The 19,061-nt window shown below is 69.5% G+C and carries 16 protein-coding genes; 10 read left to right on the top strand and 6 right to left on the bottom strand.

Going from position 1 to position 19,061, the window contains the following annotated elements:
- Positions 1-565: 565 nt before the first annotated feature.
- Positions 566-1,690: a DUF3618 domain-containing protein gene (locus ACFO0C_RS39450; RefSeq protein WP_378071915.1), complete on the bottom strand. Its 1,125-nt coding sequence runs from the start codon at positions 1,688-1,690 to the stop codon at positions 566-568.
- A 367-nt stretch (positions 1,691-2,057) separates the two neighbouring features.
- Between ACFO0C_RS39450 and ACFO0C_RS39445 the strand changes: the two genes are divergently transcribed.
- The gene (locus tag ACFO0C_RS39445; RefSeq protein WP_378071914.1) at positions 2,058-2,255 is read left to right on the top strand and encodes a hypothetical protein; all 198 of its coding nucleotides are present in this window, start codon (positions 2,058-2,060) and stop codon (positions 2,253-2,255) included.
- A gap of 208 nt (positions 2,256-2,463) precedes the next feature.
- Here ACFO0C_RS39445 and ACFO0C_RS39440 read toward each other — a convergent pair whose 3' ends face one another.
- Complete coding sequence (locus ACFO0C_RS39440) at positions 2,464-2,898, bottom strand: phage holin family protein (RefSeq protein WP_378071983.1); 435 nt, start codon at positions 2,896-2,898, stop codon at positions 2,464-2,466.
- Between the two features lie 153 nt (positions 2,899-3,051).
- Here ACFO0C_RS39440 and ACFO0C_RS39435 point away from each other — a divergent pair, with 153 nt between their 5' ends.
- Positions 3,052-5,310, top strand: a complete 2,259-nt coding sequence (locus ACFO0C_RS39435) for a serine/threonine protein kinase (RefSeq protein ID WP_378071913.1) — start codon at positions 3,052-3,054, stop codon at positions 5,308-5,310.
- A gap of 78 nt (positions 5,311-5,388) precedes the next feature.
- Here the strand turns inward: ACFO0C_RS39435 and ACFO0C_RS39430 are convergent, their stop codons facing one another.
- From ACFO0C_RS39430 to ACFO0C_RS39420, 3 genes are all read right to left on the bottom strand, one after another.
- Positions 5,389-5,949: a Uma2 family endonuclease gene (locus ACFO0C_RS39430; RefSeq protein WP_378071982.1), complete on the bottom strand. Its 561-nt coding sequence runs from the start codon at positions 5,947-5,949 to the stop codon at positions 5,389-5,391.
- Positions 5,950-6,371: 422 nt separating this feature from the next.
- Positions 6,372-6,947, bottom strand: coding sequence for a Uma2 family endonuclease (locus ACFO0C_RS39425; RefSeq protein WP_378071912.1), 576 nt, complete (start codon positions 6,945-6,947; stop codon positions 6,372-6,374).
- 102 nt (positions 6,948-7,049) lie between these two features.
- Positions 7,050-8,384, bottom strand: a complete 1,335-nt coding sequence (locus ACFO0C_RS39420; protein ID WP_378071911.1) for an aminotransferase class I/II-fold pyridoxal phosphate-dependent enzyme — start codon at positions 8,382-8,384, stop codon at positions 7,050-7,052.
- Positions 8,385-8,442: 58 nt separating this feature from the next.
- Here ACFO0C_RS39420 and ACFO0C_RS39415 point away from each other — a divergent pair, with 58 nt between their 5' ends.
- The 8 genes from ACFO0C_RS39415 to ACFO0C_RS39380 all read left to right on the top strand — a co-directional run bounded on the left by ACFO0C_RS39415 (position 8,443) and on the right by ACFO0C_RS39380 (position 18,434).
- Complete coding sequence (locus ACFO0C_RS39415; RefSeq protein WP_378071910.1) at positions 8,443-9,930, top strand: CoA-acylating methylmalonate-semialdehyde dehydrogenase; 1,488 nt, start codon at positions 8,443-8,445, stop codon at positions 9,928-9,930.
- Between the two features lie 10 nt (positions 9,931-9,940).
- Complete coding sequence (locus ACFO0C_RS39410; protein ID WP_378071909.1) at positions 9,941-11,278, top strand: aspartate aminotransferase family protein; 1,338 nt, start codon at positions 9,941-9,943, stop codon at positions 11,276-11,278.
- A gap of 153 nt (positions 11,279-11,431) precedes the next feature.
- Entirely contained in the window at positions 11,432-12,883 is a 1,452-nt protein-coding gene (locus tag ACFO0C_RS39405; RefSeq protein ID WP_378071908.1) for an aminobutyraldehyde dehydrogenase, read from the top strand.
- A gap of 3 nt (positions 12,884-12,886) precedes the next feature.
- Complete coding sequence (locus ACFO0C_RS39400) at positions 12,887-13,999, top strand: ABC transporter ATP-binding protein (protein ID WP_378071907.1); 1,113 nt, start codon at positions 12,887-12,889, stop codon at positions 13,997-13,999.
- 41 nt (positions 14,000-14,040) lie between these two features.
- Positions 14,041-15,249 (top strand): polyamine ABC transporter substrate-binding protein, encoded by a 1,209-nt coding sequence (locus ACFO0C_RS39395; RefSeq protein ID WP_378071906.1) that lies wholly within the window; start codon positions 14,041-14,043, stop codon positions 15,247-15,249.
- A gap of 4 nt (positions 15,250-15,253) precedes the next feature.
- The gene (locus ACFO0C_RS39390; protein ID WP_378071905.1) at positions 15,254-16,117 is read left to right on the top strand and encodes an ABC transporter permease; all 864 of its coding nucleotides are present in this window, start codon (positions 15,254-15,256) and stop codon (positions 16,115-16,117) included.
- Complete coding sequence (locus ACFO0C_RS39385) at positions 16,114-16,905, top strand: ABC transporter permease (RefSeq protein WP_378071904.1); 792 nt, start codon at positions 16,114-16,116, stop codon at positions 16,903-16,905. Before ACFO0C_RS39390 ends, ACFO0C_RS39385 begins: the two co-directional genes overlap by 4 nt.
- A 146-nt stretch (positions 16,906-17,051) precedes the next feature.
- On the top strand, positions 17,052-18,434 hold the full coding sequence (locus ACFO0C_RS39380; RefSeq protein ID WP_378071903.1) for an aspartate aminotransferase family protein: 1,383 nt from the start codon (positions 17,052-17,054) through the stop codon (positions 18,432-18,434).
- Positions 18,435-18,689: 255 nt separating this feature from the next.
- Here the strand turns inward: ACFO0C_RS39380 and ACFO0C_RS39375 are convergent, their stop codons facing one another.
- Entirely contained in the window at positions 18,690-19,025 is a 336-nt protein-coding gene (locus ACFO0C_RS39375; protein WP_378071902.1) for a gamma-glutamylcyclotransferase family protein, read from the bottom strand.
- Positions 19,026-19,061: the final 36 nt, after the last annotated feature.

Genomic DNA, 19,061 nt, shown 5'->3' with positions numbered 1-19,061 from the left:
AAGGGTTCTTGAAACGTTCTAGCTGAGGTGTGAGTCACGTTACGAGCCCGTTAGGGCAGGGTCAAGAGTTGATTCCCAGGGTGCCCTTGATTTCTTCCTCAAGCAGGCCATTCGCCCCAAGTCTCATCCTGATACGTTTCAAGCTCTGCCGCCGTTACCCCGTTTCGTCCCTTCACCGACTTACCGTCCCCTTCCCGCCACGTCTTCCCCCGTCGCCCATGCCATCGGCAGGGCCGGCCCCGGAGTGCGGCTGATGCCGGTGCGTGTCATGCCCGGCGAACCTGCGCCACGGCCCGGATGGAAGCCGATCTGGGCGGAAGCCGATCTGGGCGGAAGCCGATCTGGGCGGAAGCCGATCTGGGCGGAAGCCGATCTGGGCGGAAACCGATCTGGGCGGAAACCGATCTGGATGGAAACCGATCTGGACGGAGATCGAGGCGAACCCGGCTCTCGCGTCGCTCCCCGTCGTTCGTGATCCCGGCCCGACCCTGCTTCGGTGCCGACAGCGACGGGCCCCGCCATCGTGTGGCAGGGCCCGTGGAAGGTGTGACCTGTTCCCTCTCGGTCAGCGGAGTCTTCGGATCAGAATCGCCGCGACCGCCGCCACGGCCAGTGCGGCGCCGATGAAGGCGTAGCGCTGCCGCTGATCGGCCACCCGATCCGGGATGGTGCCGAATGCCGACCCGGCGCGGCCCCGCAACGTACCGACGGCTTCGGATGCCCGGCCGGGAAGCGTGCCGATCGCGGTGGTGGCTCGCTCGGCTGCCTCGGCTGCAGCCTCGGCGATGTGTGTCCCGGTCTCGGCCGACTCCTGCCTCGCCTGCCCCGTCCGCGGGGAGGCGCCGGACGTTCCGGCTCGCGGGCCACCCGCCGGCGTGGATCCGGTACTCGTGATCCCGCCGGCGGGTGTGCTGCCTTCCGAGCCTTTACGTCCGATCGTCTCGGCTGCGGTCCTCGCCTTTGCGGCCAGCCCGCTCGCGGCTTCGGCGGCCGCCTCCCTGATCCGGCCGGGTTCCGCGTCGGCAACGGTCTCGGTGATGCCCTTGGCCAGCCGATCCGCCTTCTCCGCGGCAGCCCTGGCCTTCTCCGCGGCGACGTCACCCAGATGGCCCGCCCGGTTCCTCGTCGCGGTGGCAGCCTCGGCCAGTTGCTCCTTCTTCTCGGCGAGGCTCTCCGTCAGGTGCGCCTTCTTCTCGGCGGCGGCATCGGCGATCTGCTTCGTCTTCGTGGCGGCGGCGTCCTTCACCCGGCTGGGCACGTCCAGCCTCGCCACCAGCGCGGCCGCGGTCTCGCCCATGTCCGCCCTGGTCTGTTCGATCTCGGCCCGCAGGGCCTCGGCCCGGGCGTCGGGATCGCCGCCCCGGTCGCTCCGGGCACTTTCGGCGGTACGGTGTACGCCCTCGCTGCCGGCCGTCCCGGATGTCGGGCGGGTCGCGACGTCGCCATGGTTCGTTACGTCGTCCGAGCCGGCTGTCTCGGATGTCGGGCGGGTCGCGACGTCACCGTGGTTTGTCGCGTCGTCCGAGCCGGCCGTCACCGCGTCGCCGGCCGGAGCCGTGTGTTGCGAGCCTGCCCGGGGCACCGCCGCGCGTCCGGTCGCCCGGCCGGCCGCCGGATCGGAGCGCTGCCCGGAGCCGGGTTCGGCCGCCGTCTGTCCGGAGGCCGACCCTGGTGTGCTTCCGGATGTCACGGCCGCGGTGGATCCGGTGGCCGGGTCCGGGGTGCCGCCGGTCGCCGTACCGGTGGATGGTTTTGTTGCCGGGCCGGACGTCGCGCCTGGTGAGTGGCCCGCGGCGGGGTTGGCGGCCGGCGCCGGCGAACCCGTGCGGCGCGGCGGATGCGGTGCCGGTTTCGGCGGCGCGGCACCGTGCGGCGCGGGGGAGCGACTGCCCGGCGCGGCCTTGGACGGCGGTGCGCCGGCGGATGGTGGGGCAGGCTTCGGACCTGCCGGCCCGTGCGGCTGCCCCGCGCCGCCGGCCGTGGCCGGTGACGGCTTGGGAGTGGCCGCACCTGCGGGAGACGGGGCGCGACCGGTCGCCGCGGCGACGGTGGCCGGCGTGACCTTCTGCGGTTCCGGATTTCCGGGTGCCGGTGACGCGCCACCCGGCGGCGGCCCCGGTTTCGGTGGTGTGTTCCTGGCATCACCGGATCGCGGTGCCGCGGCCTTTCCGGAGGAGGAACCGGTGGTCACCGTGCTCCGTGACCCCGGACCGGGCGTAACCGTGCTGTGTGTGCCCCTGGCCGGCTCCGGCTGAGAGGAGGCATCGGTGTCGAACAGTGTGGGATCGGGTGCGGCCGCGTGAGGCTTCGCCGTGCCCGGAGGCCCGGGTACCGGCCCGGCCGGTGGCGTGGCGGTGTGCTGGCCATCGGCGGCGGGCCGGTTCGAGGCGGGCGGGCCGGGTTTGGGCCGGTTGCGGCCGGGAGCCGGGCGGCGGGGCTCGGCGCGGTCGCGGTGCGGAACGCTCATGACGGCGTCCCGCGCCGGGCCGCGGCCATGAACTCGTTCACGTCGCGGCGTCCGCTGGCGATCGCGGCCTCCGGGGTGGGCGGTACCGCCTGCCGTATCTCACGCCTTCCGGCGATCGCGGCGATTCCCGCACCACAGAACAGTGCCACCGTGACGATGAGCGCGGCCGCCCAGACCGGCATGGCGAGGGACAGGGCGGCGCCCGCGGTCAGCAGCAGGGCGCCGACCCCGTACAGGGCGATCACCCCGGCCCCGCCGAGCAGGCCCGCACCCTTGCCGGCTCGCTTCCCCTTCTCGGTCATCTCGATGCGGGCCAGTGCCAGCTCGTCGCGGACCAGCGTGGTCACCTGCTCACTGAGCCGGCTGACCAGCTCCGCGGTCGATTGATCAGTTCGTGCGTCTGTGTGGGTCATCGTCCCTCCGTCCTGCACGTATGTCGCTGGCAGACGTACCCACACCAATCCTGACTAATCGCCCGCCACTGGCGCTCCCGATTCCCGCAACACCTGAGGAATGCCCGTTATGCGGCTTGGGGCAGGTGGGGGTGAGCTTGATGCGTGCGCCGGGCGGGTATAACGGTGCGCATGCCTGATGCGCCCGTGCTCCTCGCCGGACGGTACCGGCTGGGCGAGAGCCTGGGCCGCGGTGGGATGGGGCGGGTGTTCCTGGCCCGCGACGAGACGCTGCAGCGTGACGTCGCGATCAAGGAGATCGACCAGCCGCTGGGTGCGGACGGTGCGGCCTCCGCGCGGCGCACGCTCCGGGAGGCCCGGGCCGCGGCCCGGATCAACCACCCCAACGTCATTCAGGTGTACGACGTCCTGCAGCTCGACGACCGCACCTGGATCGTCATGGAGTACGTGCCGAGCCGGTCGCTCCGTGAGGAGATCGCCGAGCAGGGCCCCCTCGATCCCTATCGGGTCGCCCGGATCGGGCTGGATCTGCTCGGCGCGCTGCGGACCGCGCATCGTCTCGGCGTCGAGCACCGCGACGTGAAGCCGGCGAACGTCCTGCTTGCCGATGACGGGCGGGTGTTGCTGACCGACTTCGGGATCGCGGCGGTCGACGACGACGGGGTCATCAGTCGTTCCGACATCCTGGTCGGGTCGCCGCAGTTCATGGCGCCGGAGCGGGCTCAGGGCACCCGGAGCGGGCCGGAGGCCGACCTGTGGTCACTCGGCGCCACGCTGTATGCGGCGATCGAGGGCCGTTCGCCCTACGAGCGTGGTTCGACGATGGCCACCCTCGCCGCGCTCGCCACGGAGGAGCCGGATCCGCCGGTGCACGCCGGGGTGCTGCGCCCGCTGCTGGACGGCCTGCTCCGCAAGGACCCAGCCGTGCGGATCACGGCCGAGGACGCCGAGGGCATCGCCCGCTCCGTCATCACCGACCTCACCACGCCCTCCGAGCCTGCGGCGCCGTCGAGGCCGTCCGGCCTGGCGGGACTCGCCGCCAGCATCCCCGCAGCGTTCCGGATCCCCCGCCCCCGTTCCTCCAGCGAACGGTCGACGGCGGCGCGCGGTGAAGGGGCTGCGGCGCGCGGTGAAGGAGCGGCGGCGCGCGGCGAACGGCCGGCAGCGGCGCCCGGTGCGAGGACGGGATCCGCCGCGGAGGCCGAGCGCGCTCCAGATGCCGAGCGCACCCCAGACGCCGGGCCCGCTCCAGATGCCGAGCGCGCTCCAGATGCCGGGCGCGGCCATGGCTCGGGGCGCCGCCCGGATGCGGGATCCGGCGGGAACGCGGGCGCGGCGCAATCCGGTGGCGAGGGTGTGAAGGCGTCAACGCCGTCCGGCACCGGGTCGGCGGCGGCCGCGGTGCCGCTTGGGGAGCAGCTGCCGGACGCTTCGGCCGAGGTGGGCGCACCTGGTGAGTTGACTGCGGAGCCGCTTCCGGGCTCAGTGCTGGACGCCTCGGCCGCCGTGCATGGTGGGCCGGAAGCGGATCCGGACAGTGCGGGCGCGAGGAGTGGCACGGCACCGGAGTCGGACCCTGCGGTCGCCGATGACGTTCCGGAGGCCGGGCCAACAGCGTTGACCAGTGCGGATGCCGCGCCGGACCTGATGCCGGAGGCCATTCCCGCCGGGGTGCCCGACGACTCGACGCCTGGAGCGACAGAACTGGACACCAGGGTCGGCCTGTCGCCGACGCGGCGCCGCGGGGTGCTCGTGGCGGTGGCTGCCGTTGCCGTGGTTCTCGTGGCCGGGGTCGCCTGGGCGGTGAGCGGCAGCCCGGACGGTCCCGAGGCGCGCCCAGCCGTGACCGGCGTGGCGCCGTCGGCCGGTTCGGTGGGCGGCGGCACGGCGGCCCCGTCGCCGTCGGCCTCGGTGGATGCGGTTCAGGCCCCGTCGAGTCCGAGCCCGAGCGTGAACACGAGTCCGAGCCCGGACGGTGATGGGCGGCCGCAGCTCCCGGCCGGATGGGTGGAGTACAAGGACAAGACCGGCTTCTCCCTCTATGTGCCGGCGGGGTGGGAACGGTCCAAGGAAGGGACGATGGTCTACTTCCGCGGGGACGGGAAGATTCTCGGCATCGACCAGACCGACGAGCCGAAGTCGGATCCGGTGAAGGATTGGCGTAACCAGTCGGCGAATCGCGTGGCGGCGGGGAACTTCCCTCAGTACCGCGAGGTGCGCATCGAGCCGGTGGATTACTTCCTGAAGGCCGCCGACTGGGAGTTCACCTTCATGCGTGACGGTGCCCGCCGGCATGTCAACAACCGTGGCACGGTGGTCGCCTCCGACAAGGCCTACGGCATCTACTGGCAGACCCCGGACTCCGAGTGGTCCGACTCCCGCGACGACCTCCAACTGGTCTTCGACAGTTTCCGGCCGGCCGAGGGCTGAGGACGGGCAGGACGCAACCGGCAGGGCGCAACCGGCGGGACGCTCCGGCGGGCCGGAGCAGCAGGATCGGAACGGTGGTCAGTAGTCGAGGAGGAACGTGGTGTCGATCGACATGGCGAACGGCTCCTGGGATGTCAGCTTCTCGCCGTGTTTCGCGACGGCATGTTCGATGTAAGCGCCGTCCGCCAGGCGGAACAACCGCAGAGAGACGGACGGGTAGTCGGTGAAGTCCGGTTCGGCGAGCAGATACCACGGAATGCCGGCCGCGGCGTAGGCCAGCATCTTGAGACCACGGTCGATCTTGGTGTTACTCGGTGAGGTGATCTCGCAGACGAGGACCACATCGGCCGCATCGCTGACCGCGGCCCCGGTCGGACCCTTCTTGACGGCGAGGTCGGGGATGAGGATCCGCCCAGTAGCGAGCCTGATGTTGGGCGCCTGGGGCGCCCGAAGATCCGCTGTCCGTGCCGCGGGCCGCAACGAGTCCCGCAGGTTGCCCATGATCTCTTGGTGATGGTCGTTGGGCGAGGGGGTCACCAGGAGGCTCCCGTCGAGCAACTCGATGCGATGGTGTGTCTCGCCGAGCGCCAGATAGTCCGTCTCGGACCAGGGCCCTTCGTGGTCGTCGAGTGTCCCCATGCTCACCGGCAAAGTGTCGCATGCGCTCATGCCAAATATGGTCTCATGACAACTAAGCGCAAAGCAAGTAGTGATAGGTCAACTGGAGATCGGCTGTGCGGCGGCCCGGGCGGCAGTGGCCGGGCGCCCGGCCACCGCGGCGTGGCCGTCAGTGACCAGCCCGACGGTCGTCCGCACGGGTGGTGCAACGCGCTTGCCGACCACGAAGGGCCCGAGATGACCTCCAGCTGCTCTTCGGCAGTGCCGACCGGCGGGTGGAGGCGGGGCAGCTGGCAGCCCGAGGCGGGGCGGCCGGCGGGTCGAGGTGGGGCGGCCGGCGGGTCGAGGTGGGGCGGCCGGCGGGTCGAGGTGGGGCGGCCGGCGGGTCGAGGTGGGGCGGCCGGCGGGTCGAGGTGGGGCGGCCGAGGCTGGGGTGCCGTGGATCAGCTGCGCTGGATGCCGAGCAGGCGATTTCCGGTGATCGAGATCGGGAACGGCTCGTCGATCGTCAGCGTCTCGTCGCCCTCGGCCACCGCATACGTCTGGTAGCCGTTGGCCGCCAGGCGGAACAGGTGAAGTGTGACGGATTCGTATGCCGTCATCTCCGGCTCGATGAGTAGATACCACTTGATCTTTGCCGCGGCGTAGAGCTCTTTCTTGACCAAGCGGTCCATGGTGGCCGTGCCGGGCGAGGTGATCTCGCAGACGAGGAGAACGTCGGAGGCCTCCGCGACGGTGACGACCCGAGGCCCTCTGGAGACGATGAGGTCGGACTGCGCCAATCGTCCCGCGGCCAGCCGGACATCAACGTCCTGCCTGACTCGGAGTCCTGACGTGTCGCCCGCCGGCAGCAGGGTCGCGTAGAGCCGCCCGCTGATGTCCTGATGCGGTGCGTTCGGTCGTGGTGTCACCCAGAGGCTCCCGTCGAGCAACTCGATCCGATAGTTCATCGCGTCGAGCGCGAGGAACTCGTCCTCGGTCCAGGGGCCCGTGTGGTCGTCGAGGGAGACCTCCGTCATGGGCAGAGTGTCGCAAGCGCTCATGCCCGAAATTGTCGTACGGTAAGTTGTTATGAGTCAAGGTGTTATGAGGCCAGGTGTTATGGGGCAACGTGGTACGGGTCAGCGGGGAATGGGCTGTGCCGCCGCCCGGGCGGCCGTGGCCAGGCGCTCGGCGACCTCGCCGTGGTCGGTGGCGACCAGCCCGACGGTCACCCGCAGGTGGGGTGCCACGGCGCTGCCGACCGCGAAGGCCGTCCCCGCCGCCGCCCCGATCCCGGCGCTCGCCAGGCTCAGCAGGGCCGCCTGCTCGTCGGCGACGGGCAGCCAGATGTTCAGCCCCTCGCCGGGTGGCAGGTCGATCCCGGCGGACGCCAGCCCGGCGGTGATCAGGCGGCGGCGCCGTGCGTACTCGTCGCGGGCGGCGGCGACGGCGGTGACCGAGGCCGGGTCGGTGAGGAGGGTGAGCAGCAGATGCTGGAGGAGCCGGCTGGTCCAGCCCTGGCCGAGCAGCCGCCGCTCCAGGATCGGGTCGAGGACCGTCGCCGGGCCGCTGACCGCGGCGAGCCGCAGGTCGGGGCCGTGTGATTTGGAGAAGCTGCGCACGTGGACGGTCTGCCGGGGGACGTGTGTGCCGACGGACAGCGGCGGCCCGGAGGAGAGGTCGCCGGCCGAGTCGTCCTCCACCACGTACACCTGAGGGGTCTGGGCGAGGACCGCGGCGAGGGAGGCGGCCCGCGACGGTGACCACGACGCGCCGGTGGGGTTGAGGGCGCGCGGCTGGAGGAAGACAGCGGCGGGCCGGCGGGTCAGGGCGGCGGCGAGCCGGTCGGGGATCATGCCGTGCGCGTCGGTCGCGACGCCGACGACGCGGGCGCCGAGCGTGTCGAGCAGGTCGAGCAGCGGGGGGAAGCACGGGTTCTCGACGAGCGCGATGTCGCCGAGGCGCAGCAGGGCGGTGGCGACGTGGTCGACGGCGTCCATCGCCCCGTCGAAGACCGCGAGACGCTCCGGAGAGTACGGCCACCGCTCCCGCAGCAGCGTCCCGAGCTCCGGCAGCACCGGCTCGTCGAGGTAGCTGCTCGGCGCGGGGGAGAGGCCGCGCAGCCCGGGAAGTGGCGGTAACAGCGCCGGGTCGGGGACTCCGGTGGAAAGATCCAGTCCGAAACCCGAAGTTCGCCGCAGTGCTGCCCGATAACGACCAGGGCCGCCGGCGCCGGGTGTGGCGACGACGGTGCCGCGCCGCCCGTCGGTGCGGATGGTGCCGGCCCGGCGCAGGAGCTGCCACGCCGAGTTGACGGTGCTGGGGGAGAGGTGCAGCTCGGTGGCGACGGAGCGCACCGGGGGCAGTTTGAGGCCGCCGGCCAGGGCGCCTTCGCCGACCGCGCGGCTGACCGCTTCGGCCAGGCCGCGAGCGCTGGCGTCGGTCAACCGGTCCATGACGGCCTGGTAAAACATTATGTGACAGTACAATCAACTCATTGTTCGGTCTAGAGTCGTCACATAATCTCGGTGCATGAATCACATCGCGCACTGGATCGGCGGCGCCGAGTCCGCCGGCACCTCGGGCCGTGTCGGCCCGGTCTTCAACCCGGCCACCGGCGAGCAGATCGCCACCGTCGACCTCGCGAGCAAGGCCGAGCTCGACGCGGCCGTCGAGACCGCCAAGGCGGCGGCGAAGGAGTGGCGTTCGGCCTCCCTCTCGAAGCGGTCCGCGGTCCTGTTCAAGTTCCGGGAGCTGCTCGCCTCGCGCACCGGCGAGCTGTCCGCGATCGTCACCCGCGAGCACGGCAAGGTCCTCGCCGACGCGGCCGGTGAGGTCGCCCGCGGCCTGGAGAACGTGGAGTTCGCCACCGGCATCCCGCATCTGATGAAGGGCAACTTCTCCGAGCAGGCGGCCACCGGCGTCGACGTCTACTCGATCCGCCAGCCGCTCGGTGTGGTCGCCGGCATCACCCCGTTCAACTTCCCGGCGATGGTCCCGCTGTGGATGTGCGCCACCGCGATCGCCTCGGGCAACGCGTTCGTGCTCAAGCCCAGCGAGAAGGACCCGTCGGCCTCGCTCTGGCTGGCGAAGCTGTGGAAGGAGGCGGGTCTGCCGGACGGCGTGTTCACCGTCGTCAACGGCGACAAGGAGGCGGTCGACGCCATCCTGGTCCACCCGGACATCGCGGCGGTCAGCTTCGTCGGCTCGACCCCGATCGCCAAGTACATCTACGAGACCGGCACCTCGCACGGCAAGCGCGTGCAGGCCCTCGGCGGCGCGAAGAACCACATGATCGTCCTGCCCGACGCGGAGCTCGACGCGGCCGCCGACGCGGCGATCAGCGCGGGTTACGGCGCGGCCGGCGAGCGTTGCATGGCGATCTCCGTGGTGGTCGCGGTCGGTGAGATCGCCGACCCGCTGGTCGCGGCGATCGCCGCGCGGCTTCCCAAGATCAAGATTGGTGACGGTACGGATCCCGCCTCCGAGATGGGCCCGCTGATCAGCGCCCAGCACCGGGACAAGGTGGCCGGTTACATCGAGGCCGGTGCCGAGCAGGGCGCCACGGTGGTGGCCGACGGCCGCGCCGACGACCTGCCCAAGGACGGCTTCTTCCTGGGCGCGACGCTGCTCGACAACGTCACCCCGGAGATGATCGTCTACACCGACGAGATCTTCGGCCCGGTGCTGAGTGTGGTCCGCGTGGACACCTACGCCGAGGCCCTCGAACTGGTCAACAACAACGAGTACGGCAACGGCACCGCCATCTTCACCCGTGACGGCGGCGCGGCCCGGCAGTTCCAGTTCGACGTCAACGCGGGCATGGTGGGCGTCAACGTGCCGATCCCGGTCCCGGTGGCCTACTACTCGTTCGGCGGATGGAAGGCGTCGCTGTTCGGCGACACCCACATGTACGGCCCGGACGGCATCCACTTCTTCACCCGCAGCAAGGTCGTCACGTCCCGCTGGCCCGACCCGGGAACCTCGTCGATCGACCTCGGCTTCCCGCAGACTCGTTGAGGATCAACCAGTGACCACTGAATCGCAGGTGCGCGCGGACGACCGCGCGCACGTCTTCCACTCCTGGTCCGCGCAGGGCCTGATCGACCCGCTGCCCATCGAGAAGGCACTGGGCAGCCACTTCTGGGACTACAGCGGCAAGAAGTACCTGGACTTCTCGTCCCAGCTCGTCAACATCAACATCGGGCACCAGCATCCGCGCCTGATCGCGGCCATCCAGGAGCAGGCGGGCAGGCTGGCCACCATCCAGCCGGCCTTCGCCAACGACAAGCGCGGCGAGGCGGCCCGGATGATCGCCGAGATCGCCCCGGCCAACCTGAACAAGGTGTTCTTCACCAACGGTGGCGCGGAAGCGAACGAGAACGCGATCCGGATGGCCCGCCTGCACACCGGCCGGCACAAGGTGCTGTCGACCTACCGCAGCTACCACGGGTCGACCGCCACCGCGATCACCGCGACCGGCGACCCGCGCCGCTGGCCGAACGAGCCGGTCGCCGTCGGTGTCGTGCACTTCTGGGGGCCGTACCCGTACCGGTCGCCGTTCCATTCCGCGAACGAGCAGGAGGAGTCCCAGCGGGCTCTCCAGCACCTGCGCGACACGATCGTCTTCGAGGGCCCGGGCACGATCGCCGCGATCCTCCTGGAGACCGTCGTCGGCACCAACGGCATCCTGGTCCCGCCGCCCGGCTACCTGGCCGGTGTCCGGGAGATCTGCGACGAGTTCGGCATCGTCTTCATCGCCGACGAGGTGATGGCGGGCTTCGGCCGGTGCGGCGAGTGGTTCGCCGTCGACCGCTGGGGCGTCGCCCCCGACCTGATCACCTTCGCCAAGGGCGTCAACTCCGGCTACCTGCCGCTGGGTGGGGTGGTGATCTCCGAGGAGATCGCCGAGACCTTCCGCGAGCGCCCGTTCCCGGGTGGCCTCACCTACTCCGGGCACCCGCTGGCCTGTGCCTCGGCGGTGGCCAGCATGCAGATCTTCAAGGAGGAGGGGATCGTCGAGCACGCCCGCGCGCTCGGCGACGACATCATCGGTCCCGCGCTGGCCGCTCTCCAGGAGAAGCACCCCAGCGTCGGCGAGGTCCGCGGCCTGGGCGTGTTCTGGGCGATCGAGCTGGTCACGAATCAGGACACCAAGGCCCCTCTGGTACCGTTCAACGCCGCCGGGCCCGCCGCCGCGCCGATGAACGCGGTCGCCGCGGCCTGCAAGGAGCGGGGTCTGTGGCCTTTCGTCCACTTCAACCGGCTCCACGTCGTGCCGCCGTGCACGATCACCGCGGACGAGCTCCGCGAGGGCCTGGCGATCATCGACGAGGCGCTCACCGTCGCCGACGGATTCAGCGCCTAAAACACCGGATTACGTAGCTGAAACGGGGTCGGTGATGCTGATTCCGTTTCAGCTTTGGAAATTACTTCGGATTCCCTTGCTAGCTCGCTCGCCGGTGTGACAAGGTCCCTCCAGTCCGGGTGAGATCGCCCTAGGCGGAAGGCCAAAATCCCTGTGAGCACTCCTGTTCCCGTGCTGCGCAACTTCGTCGCCGGGTCCTACGCCGACACCGAGGACGGCGTCACGTCCCCGGTGATCGACCCCAGCACCGGGGAGACGTACGCGCAGGCGCCCGTCTCCTCGGCGCGGGACGTCGAGAGGGCGGTGGCGGCCGCCGCGGAGGGCTTCGAGGTGTGGCGGGACAGCACCCCGGCGGAGCGCCAGCGGGCACTGCTGCGCATCGCCGACGCGATCGAGTCACGGGCCGAGGAGATCATCCAGGCCGAGGTCCGCAACACCGGTAAACCGGTGGAGGCGACCCGGGCCGAGGAGATGGGCCCGATCCTCGACGAGCTGCGCTTCTTCGCCGGCGCGGCACGGATCCTGGAGGGTAAGGCCGCGGGGGAGTACCTGCGGGACCACACCTCTTTCGTACGCCGTGAGCCGATTGGCGTCTGCGCGCAGATCACCCCGTGGAACTATCCGATGGTGATGGGTGTGTGGAAGTTCGCTCCCGCCATCGCGGCCGGCAACTCGGTGGTCCTGAAGCCGTCGGACACGACCCCGGTCAGCACACTGTTGCTGGCCGAGATCGCGAACGAGTTCCTGCCGCCGGGCGTGCTGAACGTCGTCTGCGGTGACCGGGACACCGGCCGCGCCCTGGTCACCCACCCGACCCCGCAGTTCGTGTCGATCACCGGTTCCACCCGGGCCGGCATGGAGGTCGCCGCGGCCGCCGCCCCCGACCTCAAGCGTGTGCACCTGGAGCTCGGCGGCAAGGCGCCGGTCGTGGTCTTCGACGACGTCGACATCGCCGCCACCGCCGCCGCGATCGCCGGTGCCGGGTTCTTCAACGCCGGCCAGGACTGCACCGCCGCGACCCGGGTGCTGGTGCACGAGCGGATCGCCGCCGACTTCACCGCTGCCCTCGCCGCGGCGGCCAGGGCCACGAAGGTCGGCGCGCCCAGCGACCCGGACGCCTTCTTCGGCCCGGTCAACAACGTGAACCAGCTGGACCGGGTCACCGGCTTCCTGGACCGGACGCCCGGGCACGCCGAGGTGGTCGCCGGTGGGCACCGGGTCGGTGACCGCGGCTACTTCTTCGCGCCGACCGTGGTGGCCGGCCTGCGCCAGCGGGACGAGATGATCCAGGACGAGATCTTCGGCCCGGTCGTCACCGTGCAATCCTTCGCCGACGAGGGCCAGGCGGTCCGCTGGGCCAACGACGTCCGCTTCGGGTTGAGCGCCAGCGTCTGGACGCAGAACCATGGACGGGCCATGCGGGTGTCCCGCCGGCTGGACTTCGGTGCCGTCTGGATCAACACACACCTACCCTTCGTTTCCGAGATGCCACACGGCGGATACGGTCACTCCGGTTACGGCAAGGATCTCTCGATGTACGGGTTCGAGGAATACACCCGTATCAAGCACGTGATGAGCTTCAATGACACCCCCGCTCAGAGGTGATAGATGACCAGTTCTCCCCCGAACCCGGCGATCGAGTTCGCCGGCGTGCGCAAGGATTACCTGTCGCACGGTGAGGCGGTGCCAGCCGTCAAGAGCCTGGATCTGGCGATCGGACAGGGGGAGTTCTTCTCGCTGCTCGGGCCCTCCGGTTGCGGCAAGACCACCACGATGCGGATGATCGCCGGCTTCGAGGAGCCGACCGCGGGCAAGGTCTTCCTGGACGGCAAGGACGTGACCGGTGTCGCGCCCAACAAGCGCGACGTCAACATGGTCTTCCAGTCGTACGCCCTGTTCCCGCACCTGTCGGTGCAGGACAACGTGGCGTTCGGCCTCGAGCGGCGGAAGGTCGCCAAGAGCGACATCAAGCGCCGGGTCGGTGAGATGCTCGAGATCGTCTCGCTGACCGGCATGGAGAAGCGGCAGCCCAAGGAGATGTCGGGCGGCCAGCAGCAGCGGGTCGCGCTGGCCCGTGCGCTGGTCAACCACCCGCGGGCGCTGCTCCTCGACGAGCCGCTGGGCGCCCTCGACCTCAAACTGCGCCAGCAGATGCAGATCGAGCTCAAGCGTATCCAGCGCGAGGTCGGCATCACCTTCGTCTACGTGACCCACGACCAGGGCGAGGCGCTCACCATGAGCGACCGGATCGCCGTGATGAACAGCGGCCTGATCGAGCAGCTCGGCTCGCCGCGGGACATCTACGAGCGCCCGTCGACCCGGTTCGTGGCCGGCTTCATCGGCACCTCCAACATCATCGACGGCAAGGTCAGCTGGTCCGACCAGGGTTTCGCGGTCCTCGACAAGGGTCCCGGCGAGCGCGTCGTGGTCCCCGTCCCGGCGGGCGTCGCCGTGGGTCGTGACATCGAGGTCTCGGTCCGCCCGGAGAAGATCGACCTGCACCGTACGATCCCGGGCAACGTCAACGGGAGCCTCCTTTCCGGCACCGTCACCGAGGTCGTGTACCACGGGACCTCGACGAACTACACAGTGGCGACCACCGCTGGAACAGACTTCGTGGTGTTCGATCAGAATGCTCACGATGCAGAGGACGTCGCGTCTCGTGGTGAGCGCGTCTTCCTCACTTGGGCCCCGCAGCACTCGTACCCGATCGGAGTCTGATGTTCCCCACCGATAAGCCGAGCCCCTCCCTCGTGCGAGGCATGACGCAGTCGCGGCTCGGCCGCCGCGACGCGCTGCGCCTCGGCGGGCTGTCGGCGATGGGCGCCTTCCTCGCCGCGTGCGGCGTGGAGGGCAAGGGCAAACCGCAGGCCAGCATTGCCCCCGACGCCGTCGCGAAGTTCTGGTCCGGCAAGACCCAGACCGGCAAGCTCAACTTCGCCAACTGGCCGCTCTACATGGACCCGAAGAAGCCGGAACTCAAGAAGTTCACCCAGAAGACCGGCATCCAGGTGACCTACGACGAGGTCATCCAGGAGATGGGCCCCTGGTTCGCCAAGGTCCAGCCGCAGCTGTCCGCCGGGCAGTCGATCGGTTACGACCTCATGGTCATCACCAACTCGATCCAGTTCGGCCAGTTCCGTGACTCGGGCTTCCTCGCCCCGCTGGACCACTCCAAGCTGCCCAACTACGCCGCCAACGCGGCCAAGTCGTACGCCGCCTCCTCGTACGACCCGGGCAACGTCTTCAGCATCCCCTACGCGTCCGGTATCACCGGTATCGCGTACGACCCGTCCAAGATCAAGGACCCGGTCACCAGCCTCGCCGACCTGTGGAACCCGGCCTACAAGGGCAAGGTCGGCATGTTCAAGGACCTCCAGGAGCTGGGCAACTTCGGCCTGCTCGCGGCCGGTCTCGACCCCGCCAAGTCGGACGAGACCTCGTGGAAGCAGGCGGCGGCCAAGCTCAAGGAGCAGAAGGACGCGGACATCGTCCGCAACTACTACGACCAGAGCTACGTCGACGCCCTGGGCAAGGGCGAGGTCTGGATCACCCAGGCCTGGTCCGGTGACATCTTCCAGAAGAACGTCTCCGACGGCACGAACTTCAAGTTCGTCATCCCGTCCGAGGGCGGCACGATCTGGACCGACAACATGGCCATCCCGGTCACCGCGGAGAACCCGGTCGACGCCATCGAGCTGATGGACTTCCTGTACGACCTGGAGAACGCCACCACGCTGGCCGAGTACATCAACTACGTGTGCCCGGTGCCCGGCGCGCAGGCCCAGATGAAGAAGCACGCGGCCGCCGCGTCCGGCGAGGACAAGGACTTCCTGCTCTCGGTCGCCGACAGCCCGCTGGTCTTCCCGGGCGACGCCGAGTACAAGCGGCTCCACTACTACGTCAACTTCAACACCGCCGAGGAGAAGAACGACTTCGAGCGGGTGTTCCAACCGATCGTGCTGGGGTAAACCGATGGACCGGGTGAAACGTACACTCGCGCCCTATCTGCTCGTCCTTCCCGGCGGGCTGTGGCTCCTGCTGTTCTTCGCGGTGCCGATGGTCACCATGCTGTCGCTGTCGCTGCAGGAGGGCGACATCGTCAACGGCTTCGTGTTCACCGGCCACTGGCAGAACTACACGGAGTCCCTGGCGGACTATCAGACCCAGTTGATCCGCTCGCTGGTGTACGGCGCCCTCACGTCGATCATCCTGATCGTGATGGCGTTCCCGGTCGCCTACTGGATCGCCTTCTACGGGGGTAAGAAGAAGGCGACCTACCTCTTCCTGATCATGCTGCCGTTCTTCGTGTCGTTCGTGCTGCGCACCATCTCGTGGCGCATGCTGCTCACCGACGACGGTGTGCTGCTGCACCCGCTGAAGGCCGCCGGGATCCTTCCGGAGGGCTTCAACGTGCTCGGCACGTCCGGCGCGGTCATCGCCGGGCTGGTGTACAGCTTCCTGCCGTTCATGGTGCTGCCGATCTACGTGGCGCTGGAACGCATCGACCCGCGTGTGGTCGAGGCGGCGCGGGATCTGTACGCCTCCCCGATGACCTCGTTCCGCAAGGTGATCTTCCCGCTGGCGCTGCCGGGCGTCTTCGCCGGCGTGCTGATGACCTTCGTGCCGGCCAGCTCCGACTACGTCAACTCGGAACTGCTCGGCAGTTCGGAGACCACCATGATCGGTCAGGTCATCCAGGCCAAGTACCTGTCCAACTCCGACTACCCGTCGGCGTCGGCGCTGTCGTTCACGCTGATGGCGGTGCTGCTGATCGGGGTCTTCGCCTATGCCCGGGCACTGGGCACGGAGGACGTGATGAAGGTGGCGGCGCGATGACCGGCCGTGGTGGACGCCTGCTGCACGTCTACACCTGGGTGCTGATCGGCTGGCTGATCCTGCCGATCTCGGTGATGGTCCTGTTCGGGTTCAACAACCCGAGCGGCCGGTACAACCAGACCTGGCAGGGCTTCACGTTCAAGTGGTACAAGGACGTGTTCGCCCTGGAGGCCCTCACCGACGCCCTGGTGACGTCGCTGCTCGTCGCGGTGCTCACCGCGGTGATCGCCGGCGCGCTGGGCACCGGTATCGGCTACGCGCTGGGCCGCTTCCGGTTCCGCGGCTCCAGCGGCCTCAACCTGCTGATGTTCGCCGCGATCTCGTCGCCCGAGCTGGTGATGGGCTCGTCCCTGCTGAGCCTGTTCGTGTCGATCGGGGCGCCGCTCGGCGCGGTGACCATCACGATCGCCCACGTGATGTTCTCGGTGTCGTTCGTCGCCATCGTGGTCCGGGCCCGGGTGATGACCCTGGACCGGTCCCTCGAGGAGGCGGCCGCCGATCTCGGCGCGACCGGCTGGACCACCTTCTGGAAGGTGATCTTCCCGATCATCCTGCCGGCCATCATGTCCGGCGTGATGCTCGCGTTCGCGCTCTCCATCGACGACTTCGTGATCACCAACTTCACCGCGGGAACCACCGAGACGTTCCCGTTGTGGATCTGGGGTGCGACCCGTGTCGGCCTGCCTCCGCAGGTCAACGTGATGGGGACGATGATCTTCGCGGCCGGCGTGCTGTTCGCGGTGGTCTCCAACATCCGTTCGCGGTCGAAGAAGAAGGTCGCCGCGTAACAGACGGTGCGAATCGGCCCGGTGCTTCCCTGAAGCGCCGGGCCGATTTCTGTTAAGCCTGCGGAAATAGTCGCGGGATCTCTTGTGTGCGACGGATTCCGTGGGCAGGATCATGGTTACCTCTGGAACTAGTGGGAGAGATACCCGTGACAGACCGATCCCCCGCTGACGTGGACGCACTGTCCAACACCGCCCGCGACCACCTCTGGATGCACTTCACCCGCCTGTCGGCCTACCAGAGCGCCCCCGTGCCGGTGATCACCCGCGGTGACGGCTGCTATGTCTGGGACTCCACCGGCCGCCGCTACCTGGACGGCCTCTCCGCCCTCTTCGTGGTGCAGACCGGTCACGGCCGGCAGGAGCTGGCCGACGCCGCCGCCAAGCAGGCCGCCGAGCTCGCCTACTTCCCGATCTGGTCCTACGCCCACCCGAAGGCGATCGAGCTGGCCGCCCGCCTCGCCGACCTGGCGCCCGGCGACCTGAACCGGGTCTTCTTCACCACCGGCGGCTCGGAGGCCGTCGAGTCGGCGTGGAAACTGGCCCGCTCCTACTTCAAGCGGGTCGGCAAGCCGCTCAAGACCAAGGTCATCTCCCGCGCCGTCGCCTACCACGGCAGCTCGATGGGCGCCCTGTCGATCACCGGCATCCCGCCGTTCAAGCAGGACTTCGAGCCGCTGGTCCCGTCGACGATGCGGGTACCGAACACGAACTACTACCGCCGCCCCGACGAGAACATGACGCCGGAGCAGTTCGGCGTCTGGGCCGCCGACCGGATCGCCGAGCAGATCGAGTTCGAGGGCCCGGACACGGTCGCCGCCGTCTACCTGGAGCCGGTGCAGAACGCCGGCGGCTGCTTCCCGCCGCCGCCCGGCTACTTCCAGCGGGTCCGCGAGATCTGCGACCGCTACGACGTGCTGCTCGTCTCCGACGAGGTGATCTGCGCGTTCGGCCGCCTCGGTGAGTACTTCGGCGCCGACAGGTACGGCTACCAGCCCGACATCATCACCGTCGCCAAGGGCCTGACCTCCGGTTACGTCCCGCTCGGCGCGATGATCGCCTCGGACCGCCTGGCCGAGCCGTTCCTCACCGGCACCAACTGGTTCGCCCACGGCATCACCTACGGCGGCCACCCGGTCGGCTCCGCGGTCGCGCTGGCCAACCTGGACATCATGGAGCGTGAGGGTCTCAACCGGCACGTCCGCGACAACAGCCCGCTCTTCCGCTCGTACCTGGAGAAACTGCTCGACCTGCCGATCGTCGGCGACGTCCGCGGCGACGGGTACTTCTTCGGCATCGAGATGGTCAAGGACAAGGCGACGAAGGAGACCTTCAACGCCGACGAGTCCGAGCGCCTGCTCCGCGGCTTCCTCTCGCAGGCCCTCTTCGAGGCCGGCCTCTACTGCCGCGCCGACGACCGTGGCGACCCGGTGATCCAGCTGGCGCCGCCGCTGACCGCGACGGAGACCCAGTTCGCCGAGATCGAGCAGATCCTCCGGTCGGTGCTCACCGAGGCCCAGAAACTCCTCTGAAAGGTCAAGACCACTCACCGCAGGCGCGTCGGCTCAGGTCGGCGCGCCTGCCGCTTTCCCCCATTTTGTACGGCCACGAAGAGTACCCGGGCTACACCGCGACGCAGGCGCCGATCCCGGCCGACAGCGCGACCGCCGGGCTGAATCCGGTGGTCACCGGTTGGTTCCGCCGCTGTCTCAGCACACCGAGACAGCGGTGTGGGCCAGCCGGTTTCGCCTTGCCGGCCCGGCGTGCGGTGGGCGCGGCGGCGACGGTCAGTCTCGGGCGACGTAAACCCAGGCGGTGTCACCGGAGGCGAGCGGCGCCGTGACCCGGTGGTACTCGTCGACCTCGTAGCCGTCGGCGAGCAGCAGCTCCGCCTCGGTCACCTCGAGCGCCGCCCCCTCGACCGTCTCCCCGGAGTCGTCGGTGCGCACGAGGATCGGGTGGTAGGTCTCGCCGCTGACCGCGAGCACCTCCGGATCGGTGATCTCCAGCTGCTCCACCCGGAAACCGACGATCCGGTCGGCCCGCCCGCCGAGCTCACGCCCGAAGACGCTGCGCTGCACTGCCGGATCCCGCAGGGTCCCGTAGGAGAACAGAAGCGGCATGATCACCATCCTATCCAGACGCCGGGGCTACCCTGC

The sequence above is a fragment of the Actinoplanes subglobosus genome (assembly GCF_042650585.1).
In the GTDB taxonomy this organism is placed as follows: domain Bacteria; phylum Actinomycetota; class Actinomycetes; order Mycobacteriales; family Micromonosporaceae; genus Actinoplanes; species Actinoplanes subglobosus.
This window is presented reverse-complemented; position numbering and strand designations above follow the sequence as displayed.

Coding starts and splice junctions, on each gene's coding strand:
- ACFO0C_RS39435 (WP_378071913.1), top strand. CDS start 3,052: ATGCCTGATGCGCCCGTGCTCCTCGCCGGACGGTACCGGCTGGGCGAG.
- ACFO0C_RS39400 (WP_378071907.1), top strand. CDS start 12,887: ATGACCAGTTCTCCCCCGAACCCGGCGATCGAGTTCGCCGGCGTGCGC.
- ACFO0C_RS39390 (WP_378071905.1), top strand. CDS start 15,254: ATGGACCGGGTGAAACGTACACTCGCGCCCTATCTGCTCGTCCTTCCC.
- ACFO0C_RS39420 (WP_378071911.1), bottom strand. CDS start 8,384: ATGTTTTACCAGGCCGTCATGGACCGGTTGACCGACGCCAGCGCTCGC.
- ACFO0C_RS39375 (WP_378071902.1), bottom strand. CDS start 19,025: ATGCCGCTTCTGTTCTCCTACGGGACCCTGCGGGATCCGGCAGTGCAG.
- ACFO0C_RS39395 (WP_378071906.1), top strand. CDS start 14,041: ATGACGCAGTCGCGGCTCGGCCGCCGCGACGCGCTGCGCCTCGGCGGG.
- ACFO0C_RS39425 (WP_378071912.1), bottom strand. CDS start 6,947: ATGACGGAGGTCTCCCTCGACGACCACACGGGCCCCTGGACCGAGGAC.
- ACFO0C_RS39430 (WP_378071982.1), bottom strand. CDS start 5,949: ATGGGGACACTCGACGACCACGAAGGGCCCTGGTCCGAGACGGACTAT.
- ACFO0C_RS39415 (WP_378071910.1), top strand. CDS start 8,443: ATGAATCACATCGCGCACTGGATCGGCGGCGCCGAGTCCGCCGGCACC.
- ACFO0C_RS39385 (WP_378071904.1), top strand. CDS start 16,114: ATGACCGGCCGTGGTGGACGCCTGCTGCACGTCTACACCTGGGTGCTG.